Origin of the sequence: Candidatus Pelagadaptatus aseana (assembly GCF_040362265.1) — a bacterium.
GTDB classification, from domain to species: domain Bacteria; phylum Pseudomonadota; class Gammaproteobacteria; order Pseudomonadales; family Cellvibrionaceae; genus Pelagadaptatus; species Pelagadaptatus aseana.
The window spans coordinates 449,747-468,691 of sequence record NZ_BAABNJ010000003.1 but is presented as its reverse complement, the minus strand read 5'-3'; the positions used below and the strand labels follow the sequence as shown (position 1 = coordinate 468,691).

General features: G+C 52.0%; 13 protein-coding genes. 9 read left to right on the top strand and 4 right to left on the bottom strand.

Going from position 1 to position 18,945, the window contains the following annotated elements; genetic code table 11:
- Positions 1-749 precede the first annotated feature (749 nt).
- Positions 750-2,246: a DUF3336 domain-containing protein gene (locus ACPXV9_RS06835; RefSeq protein WP_423895697.1), complete on the top strand. Its 1,497-nt coding sequence runs from the start codon at positions 750-752 to the stop codon at positions 2,244-2,246.
- A gap of 54 nt (positions 2,247-2,300) precedes the next feature.
- Here ACPXV9_RS06835 and ACPXV9_RS06830 read toward each other — a convergent pair whose 3' ends face one another.
- A complete protein-coding gene (locus tag ACPXV9_RS06830) occupies positions 2,301-3,794 on the bottom strand; it encodes an aldehyde dehydrogenase (protein WP_423895696.1) in 1,494 nt (497 codons plus the stop codon).
- Between the two features lie 33 nt (positions 3,795-3,827).
- Complete coding sequence (locus tag ACPXV9_RS06825) at positions 3,828-4,166, bottom strand: hypothetical protein (protein ID WP_423895695.1); 339 nt, start codon at positions 4,164-4,166, stop codon at positions 3,828-3,830.
- 265 nt (positions 4,167-4,431) lie between these two features.
- Here ACPXV9_RS06825 and ACPXV9_RS06820 point away from each other — a divergent pair, with 265 nt between their 5' ends.
- The 6 genes from ACPXV9_RS06820 (at position 4,432) to ACPXV9_RS06795 (ending at position 15,878) form a co-directional block, all read left to right on the top strand.
- On the top strand, positions 4,432-4,638 hold the full coding sequence (locus ACPXV9_RS06820) for a hypothetical protein (protein WP_423895694.1): 207 nt from the start codon (positions 4,432-4,434) through the stop codon (positions 4,636-4,638).
- Positions 4,604-6,337 (top strand): TolC family outer membrane protein, encoded by a 1,734-nt coding sequence (locus ACPXV9_RS06815; protein WP_423895693.1) that lies wholly within the window; start codon positions 4,604-4,606, stop codon positions 6,335-6,337. The genes ACPXV9_RS06820 and ACPXV9_RS06815 overlap by 35 nt, the downstream gene beginning before the upstream one ends.
- A 90-nt stretch (positions 6,338-6,427) precedes the next feature.
- Positions 6,428-8,551 carry a type I secretion system permease/ATPase gene (locus ACPXV9_RS06810; protein WP_423895692.1) on the top strand — a complete coding sequence of 708 codons (2,124 nt, stop codon included), beginning with the start codon at positions 6,428-6,430 and terminating at the stop codon, positions 8,549-8,551.
- Positions 8,548-9,963, top strand: coding sequence for an HlyD family type I secretion periplasmic adaptor subunit (locus tag ACPXV9_RS06805; RefSeq protein ID WP_423895691.1), 1,416 nt, complete (start codon positions 8,548-8,550; stop codon positions 9,961-9,963). Before ACPXV9_RS06810 ends, ACPXV9_RS06805 begins: the two co-directional genes overlap by 4 nt.
- The gene (locus ACPXV9_RS06800; protein WP_423895690.1) at positions 9,963-10,565 is read left to right on the top strand and encodes a LuxR C-terminal-related transcriptional regulator; all 603 of its coding nucleotides are present in this window, start codon (positions 9,963-9,965) and stop codon (positions 10,563-10,565) included. The genes ACPXV9_RS06805 and ACPXV9_RS06800 overlap by 1 nt, the downstream gene beginning before the upstream one ends.
- A gap of 237 nt (positions 10,566-10,802) precedes the next feature.
- Positions 10,803-15,878 carry a retention module-containing protein gene (locus tag ACPXV9_RS06795; protein ID WP_423895689.1) on the top strand — a complete coding sequence of 1,692 codons (5,076 nt, stop codon included), beginning with the start codon at positions 10,803-10,805 and terminating at the stop codon, positions 15,876-15,878.
- A gap of 143 nt (positions 15,879-16,021) precedes the next feature.
- Here ACPXV9_RS06795 and ACPXV9_RS06790 read toward each other — a convergent pair whose 3' ends face one another.
- Positions 16,022-16,258, bottom strand: coding sequence for a 4-diphosphocytidyl-2C-methyl-D-erythritol kinase (locus tag ACPXV9_RS06790; RefSeq protein WP_423895688.1), 237 nt, complete (start codon positions 16,256-16,258; stop codon positions 16,022-16,024).
- A gap of 100 nt (positions 16,259-16,358) precedes the next feature.
- A complete protein-coding gene (locus ACPXV9_RS06785) occupies positions 16,359-17,102 on the bottom strand; it encodes a M48 family metallopeptidase (RefSeq protein ID WP_423895687.1) in 744 nt (247 codons plus the stop codon).
- A gap of 135 nt (positions 17,103-17,237) precedes the next feature.
- Between ACPXV9_RS06785 and ACPXV9_RS06780 the strand changes: the two genes are divergently transcribed.
- Together ACPXV9_RS06780 and ACPXV9_RS06775 are read left to right on the top strand one after the other, a co-directional pair.
- On the top strand, positions 17,238-17,645 hold the full coding sequence (locus tag ACPXV9_RS06780; protein ID WP_423895686.1) for a MerR family transcriptional regulator: 408 nt from the start codon (positions 17,238-17,240) through the stop codon (positions 17,643-17,645).
- Positions 17,638-18,831, top strand: a complete 1,194-nt coding sequence (locus tag ACPXV9_RS06775; protein ID WP_423895685.1) for a permease — start codon at positions 17,638-17,640, stop codon at positions 18,829-18,831. Before ACPXV9_RS06780 ends, ACPXV9_RS06775 begins: the two co-directional genes overlap by 8 nt.
- The last annotated feature ends 114 nt before the right edge of the window (positions 18,832-18,945 follow it).

The following is an 18,945-nucleotide window of genomic DNA, read 5'->3' as shown; positions in this document are numbered from 1 at the left end:
TGGAAAGTGTGTATACGGCAACGTATCGAGGGTTCGAATCCCTCCCTCTCCGCCATTTAAACGAAAAAAGCCACCCAATTGGGTGGCTTTTTTCGTTTAACCGCGCAGCGGGATAGATTTAACAATTTCCTTGGTTCGATAAATTGCGCAGCAATTTAGACCGCCAAAGGCGCCCGAAGGGTCATAAAACGCCTGAGCGTTTTATGAGTCCATCCCTCCCGGAGCTAGAAAAAATCCAGCTCTACCCGATCAGGGTGGCTTTTTTCGTTTAACCGCGCAGCGGGATAGATTTAACAATGTCCTTGGTTAACTCGACACGTCCTATGTCTCGCACTGCGTGCTCCTTCGGAGTTCAAATTTGTTCCAGACAAATTTGTCGATAAATTGCGCAGCAATTTAGACCGCCAAAGGCGCCCGCAGGGGCATAAAACGCCAACAGGAAATTGCTCCTGCATTTCCTGCATACATGACATCCATGTCAATAAGCGTTTTATGAGTCCATCCCTCCCGAATTCTCTTTGTCTAACCCTTTTATCCTGTTGCTCCAAAAGGCTCTGCTTTATTTTGGTGCGGAAAACCCCGGGATTTCATTGTTTGAATTTTGCTCTTAATGGATTTCAATTCCGTGCTTTCTTCTGGTGCACGAAATCAAAAAAATCCTTTTAAGCAAGTTAATTGAGCAAATCCACTCTTATTGGAAGGTCTTCTTGTGGTAGTCTGGCCTCATTGAACTACTTGGGTGTGATTCTATGTTGTCGAAATCCCCAAAGGCCTACGAAAAGGCTATGGAAAGGGCCACCAGTTATGATGAGTGGCGTGAGGCGGCCGGCGGTTACGATGCCAGAACCGGTTTAAATCGCTGGAAAATGATGGACCAGTCGATGCGTTATGACTATGTGTCAATTCGCGTGCGTCTGGACAGGCTCCGTGCTATGAGGGCCCGGCATGACAATAAGGGGTTGTTGTTTACCCTGAATGAAGGTATCCACGGTAACATGGGCGGTATGGGCAATGAGTCTCTGTACCATAAAGCCAAGTTGGGCACCAAGAACCTGATTGTTGATTACGTTGATGAGATTGTTTCGGCGCTGGAGTATATCGCCAGTCCTGAAGTAGATGACATCAGTTTTGAGCAAAAGCTCGATTTCTTCCGCCGGGCTCATCACTGTTTCGGTTCATCTGCCTTGATGATGAGTGGTTCCGGAACCCTGTTGTATTTCCACCTGGGTGTGGTTAAAACTCTCTGGGAAAACAATCTGTTACCCAATGTGATGTCTGGCTCCAGTGGCGGTTCTCTGGTGGGGGCCATTCTCTGTACTCATACCGATGAAGAGCTAAAGGGCTTTTTTGATCCGGAAACAGTTGCTTCACAGGTTGAGCCCGGCACGGGCATTCTTGGAGCTCTGACCTCCTTGGCTCCGCCGAAATTGACCAATACGGACCGGCTTGAGCTGATCGAGCGGTTTATACCGAATCTGACCTTTCAAGAGGCCTATGAACTGACCGGCAGACACCTGAATGTTTCAATCGCTCCGGTTGAAGCGCATCAGACTTCACGCCTGTTGAATGCGGTCACTTCACCAAATGTATTTGTCCGTGAAGCGGTCATGGCCTCTACGGCGTTGCCCGGTGCTTTTCCTCCGCAGGTGCTTTATGCCAAAAATGATCACGGCGAGCGTCAGGCCTATTTGCCCAGTCGCATGTGGGTTGATGGCTCCGTGAGCGATGATCTGCCAGCCAAGCGACTTGCCCGTTTGTACGGCGTTAACCACTATCTGGTGAGTCAGACCTTACCTCATGTATTGCCTTTTGCTACTGGCGGAAAGCGTGGTTCCGGTGCGGCATCCAAATTGAAAACGGCGGCGATTAATACCTCCAGAGTCTGGCTAAATACCTACCTCGATATTCTGCAGAAGCCTCTTTCAAGGCGTCCGATGTTGAGTCGTGTTTCCAATACGTTGTTGTCTGTGGTTAATCAGGACTACTTTGGTGATATCAATATTTTGCCGTCAACGCGCTTCTTTAATCCGTTCAAGATTTTGCATCATCTATCGGTGGAGGATGTACAGAGGCTGATGTTGATGGGTGAGCGCTGCACCTGGCCAAAATTGGAAATGATCCGTACTCAAACCAAGATTGGTCACTCTCTCGAAGAAATCCTGAAGGTCTATGAAGGGGATTACGTCGCCAGTCACAATCAGAATCTCAGCGGAATCAAGCCGCCGATGAGTAAAGTTGCTGGATGATTTTCCTTTCAACAAAAAAGCCGGAGTAGATGCTCCGGCTTTTTTGTTCCTACCTCACTCGAATTCTATCCAGGTGGTTTTCAGTTCCGTGTAATCGTCAAAGGCGTGAATGGACTTGTCGCGGCCATTACCGGATTGTTTGAATCCGCCGAAGGGTACGGTGATATCACCGCCAAAGTAGTTATTAATGCCCATGGTACCGACTTGGACCTGTTCGGCTACTTTGATGGCTGTATTGATGTTGTTGGACCAGACGGCCCCGGCCAGACCGAAGATCGAGTCGTTGGCAATTTCCACGGCCTCTTCGGCGGTGCGGAATTTGATGACGGACATAACCGGCCCAAAAATTTCTTCCTGGGCAATGCGGTGCTGATTATTCACGCCTGTGAAAATGGTGGGCTCGTGGTAGTAGCCTCCGGGGGTGACTTCGATGGCCTTCCCACCAAACTCAAGCTTGCAGCCTTCATTCAGGCCGATCTGTACGTATTCAGCAACGGTGTTGTATTGACCCTGGTCGACCATGGGGCCCATGGTGGTGTTGGGGTCGAGTGGGTTGCCAGGCATCCAGTCTCGAGCATGTTGAATGACTTTTTCTATAAATTCGTCATGAATGGATTCTTCCACCAGTAGGCGAGTGCCCGCCGTACAGGTTTGTCCGCCGTTATAAAATACAGCGGTGGCTGCCATGGAAGCGGCTTTGTCCAGGTCGGCGTCAGCAAAAACGATGTTGGGGCTTTTCCCGCCCAGCTCTAGAAAAGTTCGTTTGAGGTTGGATTGGCCGGAATATTCCATCAATTGCTTACCCACCGGGGTTGAACCGGTAAAAGTCAGGCCGTCGATATCCATGTGGGTGGCGATATAGGCGCCTAATTTACCTCCGGGGCCGGGTAAAATCTGCAGTGCGCCATCAGGCAGACCGGCTTCGGTTGCCAATTGGGCGATGCGGATGGCGGTCAACGGGGTGTTAGAGGCCGGTTTGACGATGACCGAGTTGCCTGTTGCCAGAGAGGGGGCAATTTTCCATGCCGTTGTTGACAGGGGGAAGTTCCAGGGCACGATGGCCGCGACGACACCCAGAGGAAGCCGGGTGATCAGGCTCAAGGTGCCTTTGGGAGTCGCTGATATCTCTTCATAAACCTTGTCGATGGCTTCGCCAGTCCAGCGAATGGTGCGGGCGGCTGAGGGAACGTCTACGCCTGTGGTGTCTGCAATGGGTTTGCCGACATCGAGGCACTCTAACAGTGCGAGTTCGTCGGCATTGGCCTCTATCAGTTCGGCCCAGCGAACCAGCACCATCTTTCGTTCTGCCGGGGACATATCGGCCCAGATGCCGGATTCAAAGGTCTGCCGGGCTATGGCAATGGCTTTGTCGGCATCGGCTGTGTCGCAGTTGGCGACGTCGGCCAGTTTTTCGCCTGTGGCTGGGTTGTAAGTTGGACGCGTATCCCCCGAGATGGCGTGTACGTAACGACCGTTGATAAAGGCTCTGCCTTCGATGGTGAGGGTTGCGGCTTGTTGTTGCCAGTCTTGCAGTGTGAGTTCGCTCATGGTGTTACCTAGGGTAGTTTTGGGGCGGGGTTATCAAATAAGCCCCTCTTCGTCATCCCACAGATTGCTTTCCGGTGTCTGCAGGCTATTACGCAGTTTTTCCCGGTTGAGTAATTTTAGCTGAACTGCCGGAGGTAATTCAGTAAACATGATGGTGTTTTTGTGGATCAGGAGTTGCACCAGGTCTTCGATCACCCGGGTAATTTCCAGATCAGTCTCGGCCAGTGCCTGACGGGCCCCGTGGATATCGGTTTCGGCAATAAATGCCGCGACTTCCGGGTGATCAGGCCCCAGAAACTCGGCGTTGTCATGGGGGGCTTCCCTCAAAAGGGCCATGATGTGCTTGTCCTTGTTGCGAACCACGTAGGGCATCGCGGGTCTCCTTGCTGGTTTTTGGGTGAGTGTAGCGGAAAACAGCTTTTATGTGATGGCTCTTTCTGCCGATAACCCGAGCTGGTGGCTTGGTTTCGGTCTATTCTGTGGGGAAGTTGATATAAATCGACCGCAGGGTCAGTGGTTAATTGTCTTTAGGCGGTATGTTGAATAAAATGCCGTCACTAATCTTTTGGGGGCGTGTCCGTTTGAGGCTTTGGGCTGCAAATGGCGCGATGCGTGTACACATCAAATGATACTGCATATGAAAAGGATATCTAAGCATATCACCGGACTGTTGTTGGCCTCGGGAATGGCCGGCGCCTTTGCGTCAGCTCCGGTAAGTACGTTGCGAGAAGCTCTGGTGGAGGCTATGACTGAGTCTCCGGATGTTATGGCCAGTTGGTATGACCTGCGAGCGTCTGTCGAAGAGCAGCGTGTGGCCCAGGGGGGGGTACTACCCAAGTCTTGACCTGGATGCCACGGCGGGCAGGGAGAAAATTGATACTCCCAATACCTCGAGTGATGCCTATCACCCTGACAGTACCCGACTGACGCTGACTCAAATGTTGTTTGATGGCTTCTCCACCCGCAATGAGGTGGCCCGGTTGGGGTTTGAAAAGCTGGCCAGTTATTACGATTTTCAACAGACGGCGGAAGAAACCGCTCTGGAAGTGATTCAGGCTTACCACGATGTTATCCGCTATCGTGAACTGGTCAATCTCGCCAAGGAAAATTACATTCAACACCGGTTGGTCTTCGATGATATTCAGGAGCGGGTAACATCCGGTCTTGGTCGTCGGGTTGACCTTGAACAGGCCACGGGTCGTTTGGCCTTAGCTGAATCGAATCTGTTGACCGAGCGAACCAATTTGCACGATGTGACCATTCGCTTTCAGCGTCTGGTGGGTGTGGCGCCGGCTGATTTACTTGAAACCATCGAGTTGCCGGTTGATTTGATTCCAGAATCGCAGCTGGACGCGCTGGAAAAAGCCTATCTGAATAATGCGCAATTGAGTGCTGCGATCGAGCGAATTCGAGCCGTTCGTGCGGAAATGAAGCGCAAGAACTCGGCCATGATGCCGCGTCTGGATCTGCGTTTGCGTCAGGAGCTGGATCACGATACCGATGGCGTAGAGGGCCGATTTGAAGAGCAGGCAGTTGAATTGGTGCTGTCTTACAATCTCTACAATGGTGGCTCGGACAGCGCATCCAAACGCCAGTCTTTCGAGTTGCTGAATCAAGCCAAATCGTTGCGCGATAAAGCCTGTCGGGATGTGCGGCAGGAAGTGCTGATTGCGCACAATGATATTGGTGCTCAACAGCAACAGGTTGCCTATCTCGATCGCAATCAGGCGGCCATTGGTAAGGCGCGTCAGGCTTATCGCAAGCAGTTTGATATTGGTCAGCGAACCCTGCTGGATTTACTTGATACTGAAAATGAATATTTTGAAACCCGGCGTACACTGGTTAATGCGGAAACTGACCTGATTCTGGCCCGTGCCCGCACCCTTGAAGCCATGGGTGTTCTGCTTCGGGCTTTCTCCCTGCGGCCTGAGGTGCTGAGTCGAATGGAAGCGCTGGAGCTGTTTGACGATGATGATCGTCGTTCCATGCTGGGGCGCTGTGAAATTGAGGCTCCGCAACTACAGACGGTTGATAATGATCAATTGCTATCCGAGCTGTTCGACGATCCCCGATTCCGTAAGAATGAAGCCGGCAAGGCTGCTTTTAATCTGGACGTGAAGTTTGCTTACAATTCTTCGGTTGTCTCACCCGATGAAGATCAGCGTTTGCGCGAAGCCGCCGAATTCTTGCAGAAGTACCCTCGTTTGACTGGTGTGATTGAAGGTCATACCGACGATGTTGGTTCGGAAAACTATAACAAGGCTCTGTCTCAGAGTCGGGCAGTGGCTGTGCGTGATTATCTGGTAAATAAGCTGGGGGTTGCGTCATCGCGATTGCAGGCTGTTGGCTATGGTGAATCCCGACCCATGGCCAGTAACGATTCCGACTCGGGTAGAAGCATCAATCGCCGGGTAGAGCTGGTCCTTGAGACAGAGGTTCCCGCGCGTAAGCCAAGGCTGTCGGACTTTACCGATTTTCGTTATGACGAAGACAAGGATAAGTTGCAGACTTCAGACAGCCTGCACAATGGTTGGCAATATTAATCTGACGGCACCGGTTATTGCCCTAGTTGGTCGCGGTTTGCAGGTTTAAGGCAAGCCGTTCAATCATAAATGCATAAATCCAGGGATTGAATGAAACACCCGAATAGTGATCATCTGCTTGAGTGCCTGATTTTTTTAAGCCGCTACCACGGTAATGCGGTAACGGCCGATGCCTTGCTGGCCGGGTTGCCTGTTGTAGATGGCCGTCTGACCCCGGAGCTCTTTTCCCGTGCGGCCACTCGCTGCGGCCTTTCCAGTAAAATACTGCAGCGTCCCCTGTCACATATTTCTGATTCTCTGCTGCCTGCGGTTCTTATATTGCATGATGAGCAGGCCTGTTTGCTGATGGGATGGTCTGAATCTGGCGATGCCTTGATCGTCGATCCCCTGAAATCGAGTGAGTCAGTAACGATGAGTCGGGAGGAACTGGCGCAGCGTTACACCGGTAGGGCGTTACTGGCGCGGCCTCAATTTGAGTTTGATGAGCGTGCACCAATCCTGCAATCCCACAAGACCAGTCACTGGTTCTGGAGTGTCTTCTTCGAAAACAAGCGGCTCTACCGCGATGTGCTGGTGGCGGCGTTTCTGATCAATGTTTTTGCCCTGGCGCTGCCCATCTTTACCATGAATGTCTACGACAGGGTGGTGCCCAATTACGCCCTGGAAACCCTGTGGATGCTGGCGATTGGCGTGGTTCTGGTGTTGCTGGGTGACTTGTCACTGAAAACCCTGCGAGGCTATTTTATCGATCTGGCCGGACGCCGTGTGGATACCAAGTTGACCGCGACCATTATGGAGCGGGTGTTGGGGATGCGTCTTGAACACAAACCTCAGTCAGTAGGGTCTTTTGCATCCAATTTGCGTTCATTCGAAGTGATCCGCGAATTTATGAGTTCGGCCGCACTGGCCACACTGATTGATTTCCCGTTTGTACTGGTGTTTATGGCAGTGTTGATGTGGATTTCCCCTTGGCTGGTGCTGCCGCTGTTGGTGGGAATGGTGATCATCATTGTCTATGCCTTTTCGACTCAGGCAAAAATGGAAGAATTGACGGAAACCACCTACCGGACCTCAGCCATGCGTAATGCGGTTCTGGTTGAGGGGTTGAGTGGATTGGAGACGGTCAAGGCGCTTGCAGCCGAAGGTAATATTCAGCGCCGCTGGGAGCGCTCGGCAGAATTTCTGGCACGCGTAGGCTCCCAGTTAAAATTGTTGTCCTCTTCCAATGGCAATGTGGCAGCCTGGACCCAGCAGGCGGTTTCCGTGGCGATTATTGTCACTGGTGTCTACCTGATTGCGGCTGGTGAGTTGACCATGGGTGGCTTGATTGCCGCCTCGATGCTGACGGGTCGTGCCATGGCGCCTCTGGGGCAGGTGGCGGCATTAACCACACAATTGCATCACGTCAAAACCGCCTTTGAGTCCCTTGATGGCATTATGGCTCAGGAAATTGAGCGTCCCGAAGGCAGTCATTTTCTGTCGAGAAAAAACTTTACCGGGCAGATAGAGTTTCGCAATGTCAGTTTTGCTTACCCCGGTTCTGAAGTGAAAGCCCTGAACAATGTTTCCTTTATCATTAAGCCCGGTGAAAGCGTTGCGGTGCTTGGGCGCATCGGGTCTGGCAAGACGACCCTGCATAAATTGGTGATGGGCTTGTATCAGCCTACCGAAGGGGCGGTATTGATTGACGGTATTGATGTGCGCCAGTTGGATCCGGCTGAATTGCGCCGGCATATCGGTTATGTGCCCCAGGATGTCACGCTGTTTTACGGCAGCCTGCGAGAGAACATTGTGATGGGGAATCCGCAGGCCACCGACGATGACGTGATCAAGGCTGCTGAATTTGCCAATCTGAACGATTTTGTAAACGCTCATCCTCAGGGATTCGATATGCCGGTGGGTGAGCGCGGTGAGTTCTTATCCGGAGGGCAGAGGAAATCCGTGTCGCTGGCTCGCTCACTGGTGAATGATCCGACCATGCTTTTGCTTGATGAGCCTACAGGCTCCATGGATCAGTCCACGGAATCCTGGGTGCGGGAGCAGTTGAGTGGTTATGCCAGCGATAAAACCCTGCTGATGGTGACTCACAGGACTACCTTGTTACCTTTGGTTGACCGCATTCTGGTGGTCGATAAAGGGCAGATAGTTGCTGACGGTCAGCGGGACAAGGTTGTTGAGGCGCTGCGTCAGGGGCGCATAGGGAAGGTGGTATGACTCGACAACTTGGCGGTGTTTGGTTGTGGTTCAGCAAAATCTGGAAAAAGCTTCAGGCCAAAATGGTGGCCTGGGTTGAGCTGGTATTTGATCGCTATGTCCCCGCGGATGATGGTTCGGTGGCGGATTGGCTGGAGGGGGCTGATCGCGCCATTCTCGATCAGGAGCCGGTTCGCACTCGCGCTCTGTTGTATACCATTGTCGCGTTTGTGTTGGCTTTGCTGATCTGGGCTGCTTTTGCTGAAGTCGACGAAGTGACTCGGGGTGAAGGTCGGGTTATTCCCTCGACTCAGGTGCAGATTCTGCAGTCGCTTGATGGTGGTGTTGTTACCCAGATTCATGTTCGCGAAGGTGAAATTGTCGAGCCAGGGCAGCTGTTGGTGAATCTCGATGCCACCCGATTCGAATCCACTTTGCGTGAGAATCAGGCTGAAGTCATGGCGTTGAAGGCCAAGGCCGAACGTTTGCGGGCCGTTGCTGAAGATCGTGATTATGTTCCTTCCGAAGAACTGCAGCAGCTGGCGCCGGAGCTGATTGAGCAGGAGATGGCTCTGTTTGCCTCCAGTCGCGATGAGTTAATTGCCGAAAAGGCGATTGCCAGTCAGCAGCTGATTCAGCGTCAGCAGGAGTTGGTGGAAATTACATCGCGCCGTGATGAGGCGGCCAAAGCATTTGAGCTGGCCAGCAGAGAGTTGATTGTGACTCGCCCGCTTATGGCTTCGGGGGCAGTGTCCGAAGTGGAGTTGCTGAGGCTTGAACGCGAAGTGTCAAGCCTGCGCGGTGAGCGGGATCAGGCCCGAGCCCAGGTCAAGTCTGTTCAGTCCGCCATTGCAGAGGCTATTCAGAAGCGCGACGCGGTGGAGCTGGAGTTTAAAAACAGGATTCGCGAAGAGTTGTCGACTACCGCGGCCCGCCTCAGTACCTTGCAGGAGTCCAAGCTGGGGTTGTCCGACCGGGTTAAAATGACGGAGGTTCGCTCGCCGGTGCGGGGTACCATTAAACGCCTCTATTTTAATACCATTGGTGGTGTTGTAACGCCCGGCAAAGAGGTGGTGGAGATTGTTCCCCTCGATGACAGTCTGTTGCTTGAGGCGCGAATTAAACCACAGGATATTGCCTTTCTGGGTCCCAATCAGGAGGCCATGGTCAAATTCACCGCCTACGATTTTGTCGTCTACGGCGGCCTGGAAGCTGTAGTTGAGCATATTGGCGTTGATACCGAGATGGATGAAGATGGCAATCCCTATTATCCGATTCACGTCAGAACCCATGAGGCCAGCTTGGGTGAAGATATGCCGATTATCCCCGGGATGGTGGCGCAGGTGGATATTCTGACGGGTAAGAAGACCATTCTTGCCTATTTGTTAAAACCGGTCTCCAGGGCCAGGCAATACGCATTGACCGAGCGCTAATGAATCACGTTTTTATTTCCAGTTTGGCCAAACCTCTTTCGCGCTGGCTCCAAGCATTTCCCGATCTTGTTCATGTGGCCCCTGAGTCAGCCATTGATGGTGCCGATCTTGTCTGGCTTGATGCAGCGAGTTTAAAGGCTGCTCTGCCGGAGATGATGGTGCGCCTGCAATTGATCCAGCGTCGTTTTGTTGTGCTGGATGCGGTTCCCGATGATGACGCTGCCATTAAGGCCGTTCAGTCAGGCGCCTGCGGTTATGCTCACCGTCACGCTAAGCCGGCGCAACTTGAAGAGATTGCTGCTGTGGTTGATGCCGGAGGTTTGTGGGTTGGTCCGTCGGTCATGCAGAAGGTGATGCAGATATCGAAGTTTGTTGCCCGCGAGGCTGCCAGTGTCGGTGTTGATACGGATCTCTCTGTATTAACTGAGCGTGAGCTGGCCGTGGCTCAGGAGGTGGGTAAAGGTCTGAATAATCGTGAAATAGCACAAGTGCTTGGTGTTACCGAGCGCACGGTCAAGGCGCACCTTACTGTTGCCTTTGAAAAGCTGGCGGTCCGTGATCGTGTCCAGCTGGCTCTGTTAATGAATGGTATTTCTATCTAAATAAGTCTTCGTTATCGCGGCAATCACATATGCTTTGCCCATCATTGCGACAGACTTTTGCTACTGCAAAGTTTGCATACATACCATTCATGGCAATAACGAGCGAAGTGAGGATGTAATCCCCTCTCTTATTGCCCTTTTGTACAATGTACCTCTTCTTGTATCCCCCTAAAATATCTGCCAATTGTCGGAAAACCCCTTTCCGTCGCATCAGCTTATGCAAATTGGACAGACATTATGGCCTCTTCCACTCCCATCGCTACCGTTATTTCCGTCATCGGTAAAGCCTACGCTCGCAATGAAAATGGTGAAGTCCGGGAAATCCTGCCCGGCGATGTACTGTTTGAAGGCGAGGTGGTCTTTACCTCTGTTGGTGGTCGGGTCGAGCTGGATATGAAAGATGGCGACCGACTGGATGTGGATGACATCACCGATGTTGCCATGACCCCGGATTTACTCGACAGCGCTCCCCGTGCCGATCAGGCCGCCATAGAAGAACAGACCGTAGCCAATATTTTTAAAGCTTTGGATGAAGGCAAAGAGCTAAGTGAGGTTCTGGCTGAATTGGATGCTACTGCTGCCGGTGCTGGTGGTGTTGCTGGTGAAGGTCACGGGTTTGTTCGTTTGGGCAGAATCGTCGAACTGATTGACCCGGCGACGATTGCTACCAGTAATGAAGGCAGTGAAGAAGACTTTATTGATCCTGATGGTGGGGATGTTTCCACATCTGGCGTAAACGGTGCGAACGAGACGCCACCGACAGTGACGGTGAGCGACGACGATGGCGCGGTGACGGCGGCGGATAACAGTGTCGAGGAAGCGACGGGCGCGACGATCACGGGGACGGTGAATGTGACGTCGAGCACGGCGATCACGGCGCTGACGGTAGATGGTGAGGACATAACGGGCGCGGATGGCACGGCGGCGAATAACGTCGTGATCGTAGGCGATGAAGGCACGTTGACGATCACGAACTACAACGCGGCGACAGGTGTTATCAGCTACAGCTACGAAGAAGACGGAGATGCGGAAACGCACAACGCGTCGAACGACAACGTTCTGGACAGCTTCACGGTGTCGGTGACCGACAGTGACGGTCAGACGGATACAGACAGTCTGGATATCCAGATCCTGGATACGACGCCAGATGCGGGTGATGACAGCGCGAGCATCACCGAAGATGAGGTATCGGTGACCGGCACGGTCGTGACGAACGACAGTGCGGTGGATGTGACGGCGAGCCCGGTGACGGCGTTCAGTGGCGATCTGACGTACGGTTCGCTGGTGCTGAACAGCAACGGCAGTTACACCTATAGCCTGGATAACAGCAATCCGTTGGTGCAGGCGCTGAATGCGAGCAGCACGGCGCTGACCGACAGTTACACCTACACCTACACGGACGCGGATGGTGATGAGACGACGGCGACGTTGACGATCACGATCAACGGTGCGAACGAGACGCCACCGACAGTGACGGTGAGCGACGACGATGGCGCGGTGACGGCGGCGGATAACAGTGTCGAGGAAGCGACGGGCGCGACGATCACGGGGACGGTGAATGTGACGTCGAGCACGGCGATCACGGCGCTGACGGTAGATGGTGAGGACATAACGGGCGCGGATGGCACGGCGGCGAATAACGTCGTGATCGTAGGCGATGAAGGCACGTTGACGATCACGAACTACAACGCGGCGACAGGTGTTATCAGCTACAGCTACGAAGAAGACGGAGATGCGGAAACGCACAACGCGTCGAACGACAACGTTCTGGACAGCTTCACGGTGTCGGTGACCGACAGTGACGGTCAGACGGATACAGACAGTCTGGATATCCAGATCCTGGATACGACGCCAGAGGCAGAGAATGATAACGACAACGTTGGTTACGGCGGGATTGCAGTCGGTAATGTGATTACTGGCTACGGTACCGATGCCAGTGGTGCGGATACTCTTGGTGCCGATCCCGCGACTATCGTGGAAGTAACTTACGACGGCGTGACTTACGATACTGACAGTGCCGAATATGACAGTGCTTCATCTTCCTGGATTATTCCTTCGGATCACGGCAGTTTGTCGATTGGTCAGGACGGCTCTTATACCTACACTTCAGCAGAACCGCTGCAAGTCACCACTGTCAACGCCAGTGGTAATACGGGAGGCAACTGGAATTCTCAGGGCATCTCGTACTTTGGATTTGCAGATGGTGATAACGATCTGTTTACAACTGGCGCAGCCATCGGCGGTTTGGATTTATCGGAGTTGAATGCGGCCGCCACCTCCGTGGTCACGGATGATTCCAATGGTCTTGCCATTGATGGTTCTCAGGAACGGATACAGGTCAATGAGCACCTGGTGCTTGAATTGGCTGATGAGCCGAATGCGGTCACCGTTACCCTAGGCAGTCTGGGGAATTCTGAAGCCGCGGCTTGGCATGTTTATGCTCAGGATGGTACCTATCTGGATTCAGGTGTTCTCAACGGTAATAGCAGTCAAGGCGGTGTATTCACCATTCAGCCGTCAGCTCCGGATGGTTTCAAGTACATCGTCTTTACCGGTATCGACAGTGGCGATTATTTCCGGGTTGAGGGACTGAGCTATCAGTTGATTGAGCCTCCGGTCGGTATTAACGATGAGGTGTTTGGTTATGTTCTGGAAGACATAGATGGCGATCGCAGCTCCGCTGATCTGACCATTACACATGATCTGACGATTAGCGTGGCTGATGATACCGCGACGGTTTATGAAGCGGGTCTGGCCAATGGTACCGATGCTGGTAATGCTGCCATTACTTACAGTGGTAATTTACTGGACAATGATTCAGGCATCAGTGCCAGTGCCACTATTACTTCGATTACCTCCGATGGTAATACAGATAGCTCCACAGCCGATGGCGTGCTTACCGTTACGACTGAGTTCGGCACCATTACTGTCTACACTCAGGATGGCAGTGGTTATCGGGCAGGGGATTATGTCTATACCCTTACGGATAATAGTCTCGATGGTGATGCCGCTTTTGATCAGGTTACTTATACCGTATCGGATGGCGTTAACAGCGATAGCGGTAATCTGACCATCAATATTGTCGATGATGCGCCCAATCAGGTGCCGGATATAGAGCAGAGTCTGGCAGCCGATGGCACATTGCAAACCACCAATCTTATTCTGGTGCTCGACGTATCCGGCAGTATGGATACAGTCCTCAATGGTCGCAGCTATCTTGAAATCGCTGTGGACGCGTTGACCCAGTTAATTCAACGGGTGGATGATATTGGCAACGTCAATGTTCAGATTGTCGACTTTGCCGCATCGACCAATGCAACGCCTTGGTACAGTGATGACATTAATTCCGCAATTGACTATCTGAATACGCTCGATGCAAATGGCGGTACTCGCTATGACGCGGCTTTGAATACGGTCATTAATAACAGTGGCGTGCAACCTGCCGCTGACCAGACTTTGCTGTACTTCGTGTCTGATGGTGAACCCAATGATGGTTACGGCGTGGACGATACGGTTTCCTATAACGGTCAGACCGGTGTGGCCGCCTGGGAATCCTATGTGCAGGATAATATCGATATTGCCTACGGCATTGGTATTGGCGGTGCTGCACTGGATGATTTGCAGGATGTGGCCTATCCAAACACCAACGCCGATGGTGAGGCCGAACCTTACGCTCAGGTTATTGATGATGCGGAAGGCCTGGCGGGAACTCTGCTCGACAGTTTTGATAATAATCTGATCAGTGGTTCGTTTGGCTTTGCCGGTTCACAGGGCACTACAGGGTTCCTGATCGGCGCGGACGATGGTTACATTGCGTCTATCCAGATCGATGGCACGCAGTATGACTACGATCCAAGTGGCTCAGATTCGGTCGTAATTACCACTCAGTTAGGTGGTGAACTGACCATCAATTTTGTCACAGGCGAATACAGTTATCTGCTGGAAGTCGAAACCGAAGTGTTGGGGCAGCAGGAAGTATTTATTGCTACTGTGACGGATAACGACGGTGATACCAGCGATGTTACTGTTCGCCTGAACGTCGATTACACCCCAGGTCTCGATGCTGATCGCGATGTTATTGTTACCAACGCCGCTACCGGAGACAGTCTTGATATCTCTGATAAGGCGCTCTTGAATAACGATTCGGTAACTGAGCAGGTCTCCATCAGCAACGTGGCTCCGGCCGTCGGCACCGATTTAACGGTAGGTACTGATGGTTTGACTCTGACAGATATTGCAGACGGTGAGGGCTTCGATTACACCCTGTCGAACGCGGCTCAATCGGATACAACCGGTGTAACTGTAGAGCAGGTCAACAGCAATAAGCTGACAGGTAACTACCGTGATGAAATCCTGATCAATACCCGCAATGCTGCTGGCAATAATGTTGTGACAGCGACTGTTAATGCCGGTAATACTTTCGCTCAGACAAATCAAATCGGTTTCCGTTTTGATCAGGCTATGGCGGGGATGTCGATTTTGGCGATTACCCTGGATCTGCAAGCCGGAACTGATGGAAACGCCATTTTCGATACCGCCGGTGATGGCAGTTCAGCACCACAAATTGGTGGCAGTACCTCCGGTATCAATTCCAGTAATGTCAGCTTTAATGCGCCTGATGCCAGTTCGACCCTGACGGTTAACTTTGCCAATGGTGAATTTACCCAGGGCGATGAATTCTGGTTTGGTGTGGATACGGACAATCTTGGTGGCAACGAAGGCTCAGACTTCGGGGATGCCGGTGTTCAGGTAACCATTACCTACAGTGACGGTTCGTCGGTGTCAGGTGTGTACGTGACCAATGCCGATGGCAGTTCATCCGTTGTTATTGACGACCAGGTCATTATTGATGGTGGGGCCGGTGATGATACTCTCATCGGCAGTGCTGCCAATGAGACTCTGATCGGTGGCGAAGGTGATGACTTGCTGATTGGCGGAGCCGGAGATGATTCCATGTCCGGTGGTACCGGCAGTGACGAATTCCTGTGGATCAGAGAGGATTATGATCAGGCGCTTCAAGCGGCCAGTGTGGAACAGGACACCATTAGTGACTTTACTCTCGGATTGGGTGGTGATGTTCTGAATATTGGCGATCTGTTGCCAGACGACATTGAGCAGGATGATCTTGCGGATTACCTGACCTTCGCTTCCGACGGTAATGGCGGCACCGTGGTTACCGTCGATGCTGATGGAACGGGTACTGATGCCTCTGCATTGCAAATCAATCTGACGGACGTCGATTTTGGTTCTTACGCAGATCAGGCCGCGATCATTAATCAGTTGCTGGATGACGGCAATCTGAATGTTGATTAAGTCTCCTGCTGGTATACCCCTTGCCGTGTAAGCGGGGAGGGGTGACAGCCTGACATGGCCGTAATAAAAAAGGGGCGCACCTTGCGGAGCGCCCCTTTTTTTAGATCCCTCACATGGGTTCGGGATGACAGTGTATTTGTTTGTTAGGCGTATTTTCGCCAGCTTAAGTTTGCCTGATAGCGCTCCAGATAAACGTATTCCGGGCGTTTGGATGAAGGGTGTTCCGGGTGAAAGAAGGTGTGATGATCCTCCGTTGAGCCCAGATACTCCCAGCATTTGCCGCGGTTGATACACAGTGGATCGCCCTTGTTGAGCCAGTGGGCAGAAAGTTCTTCCCACATTTCAGACCATTCACTGTCGGTTGCGTCGAGATATTCCATAGGCCCCCTCCTATTGGTAAATCGCGCGAATTCACAGTTATTTTAGTTTTTTAATTTTCTGTGTCAACAATGTTTTGTAACCTATTGTTTTTATTGTATTTTACATAATAAATTTATGGCCATTTTGCTTTAGCCAAAGGCGTTGTGTGGCATAATCCGGGGCGATTTCGGCAACTTGTTGCCAGAAATCAGAACTGTGATTGGGATGGCACAGGTGGCTGACTTCGTGAGCGATCAGGTAGTCGATGACATTTCGGGGCGCCATCATGATCAGCCAGTTGTATTGGATAACACCCTGGCTGGTGCAGTGCCCCCACTTGGTTTTGGTTCGGCGAAAACGGATATCGGCAACCTGCTGTCCAATTTGTCGAGCCATCCGAATCGTCATTGGCCCCATATATTCCTCGGCCTGATGCTGATACCAACGGCTAAGGCGTTTGCGGACTTGCTCTGCTGTAACCGTCTCCGGTGAGCCCGACATGGATAGATGCAGCGTCTGATTGTTGATTTGTGCTTGTTTTCTTGAGTTATACAGCAACTTCAATGTGAGTTGGCTGCCCATAAAGGGCCAGAGCTCACCGTCGCTAAACTGCGGTTGAGGTATTTCTTCGGATCTCTGGTTCTGTTGCTGCAGCTTGTCGTTTATCCAATGGCGTTTATGACGAACCCATTGGTGCAGTTCCTCAGTTCGGGCGCCAAAGGGGGCGGCGACAGTTACAGTCTGGTTTTTGATTTCGATGGCGGCCGTTTTTCGCTGGGAAAACCGAATCTGATAGTCAAAGCCCAGCTCTGGCGCGGCTTGTATGGTCTGCCGTATGGGTTTTTTACGAGTCTTTTTAAACATGCGCGGAGCATAGCAGCAGGGGCAAGGTCATAGCTACCGAGCCAATTCGGCTGTGACAAAAAAACAGTCTTGACCTTGCAGTAACTTTAAGGTTTATCTTTAACTTATTGTCAGGTTGATTCATTGGAGATAAACGTGAATATCAGTCAGGCGGCGAAGATTTCAGGATTGCCCGCACAAACCGTCCGCTATTACGAGTCTATTGGTCTGGTGAGTCCAGCACGAATGGCGCACAACGGTTATCGCTCATTTTCAAAAAGCGATGTTGATCGCCTGTGCTTTTTAAAACAGGCCAAAACCACCGGTTTCAGCCTGGAAGAGAGCCGCGACCTTCTGGCGCTTTATGAAAACGCGGACCGCCGCAGTCAGCATGTAAAACAACTGGTGCTGGATAAGCTGTCACGACTGGATCAGCAGATTGAAGAATTAATGGCGATGCGGCAAACCCTGAGCGAGTTAGCTGAGGGCTGTCAGGGCGATGAACAACCCAATTGTCATATTATCAACCAGTTGGCAGAGCAGGGAGGTGCCGGCCATGAGTGAATGCTGCAAAGCGAAGGCCGTGGCCGAGGCAAAGGCTCTGGAAGAATCGCAGTCCAAAAGTCATTCCAGTTCCTGTTGTGCCTCTGAGGCAAAAGTTGAATCAACAGCTGACAGTTGCTGTGGGTCACAACCCCAAAGTGCCGCCACCAGCTGTTGCGATACTCCGGCAGAGGGCAAGGCATCGTTTGACTGGCTGTTATGGGGCAGTCTGACGTTTGTAATTATTAACTATGCCATCCATTTGTCAGGCTATGAGGCCATTCCCCATTGGTTGATGATGATGAGTCATGGCGTCTTCGAACTGATGAATACCATGTGGTGGGGGGTGCTTGCCGCGGCGGTTTTTGTCGGTGTGCTGGGCCGTGTACCTCAGGAAATGGTGTTGTCGGTACTTGGAAAAGGCGGAACCTTTATTGGGTTGGTGCGCGCAACTCTGGCGGGTGTGCTGATGGATTTGTGCAGCCACGGCATTCTGATGGTGGGGATGAAACTCTATCAGCGAGGTGCCAGCCTGGGGCAGGTGATGGCGTTTCTGATTGCCAGCCCCTGGAATTCGCTGTCACTGACCATCATTCTGGTGACGCTTATTGGTTTGCCATGGACTCTGGCTTTTATTGGCTTGTCTCTGGTGATTGCTCTGGTCAGCGGTGCCATCTTTGATTTTCTCGTGGGACGTGGCTCTTTGCCGGATAATCCCAATAAACAGGAATTGCCTGAGGGCTATCGGTTTTGGCGGGAAGCTGGCAACGCTTGGCGTCAAATCCAGTGGAGCCCCGGCCTGATTGGCCAGGTCTTATGGGAGGGCATTCGCGGTTCGCGGATGGTGATTCGCTGGTTGTTATTTGGGGTGCTGTTGGCAACCGTTTTACGCAGCTTTGTCAGTCTGGAAGATTTTCAAACATGGTTTGGCCCAACCGCACTGGGGTTGTTGGTGACCATGTTGGCGGCCACCATTATTGAAGTCTGCTCGGAAGGGAGTACACCCATTGCCGCCGATGTGATGAACCGGGCGAATGCGCCGGGTAATGGTTTTGCGTTTCTGATGACAGGGGTGGCCACCGATTACACCGAGGTCATGGTGATTAAAGACACCACCAAATCCTGGAAGATCGCTCTGTTCCTGCCCCTTATCACGGTGCCACAGGTGGCAGCGATTGCGCTGATTTTAAATTCGATCGGTATGTAAATTGAACCAGTAATTTAATCGAACTGGCTGTAAAAACAGCAGCTTAGAGAGCTGTCTAATTCTTGCGCTAAATCTCCAGAGCGCGCCGTTTGTGGCTTTGGTCCGGTTACCAAA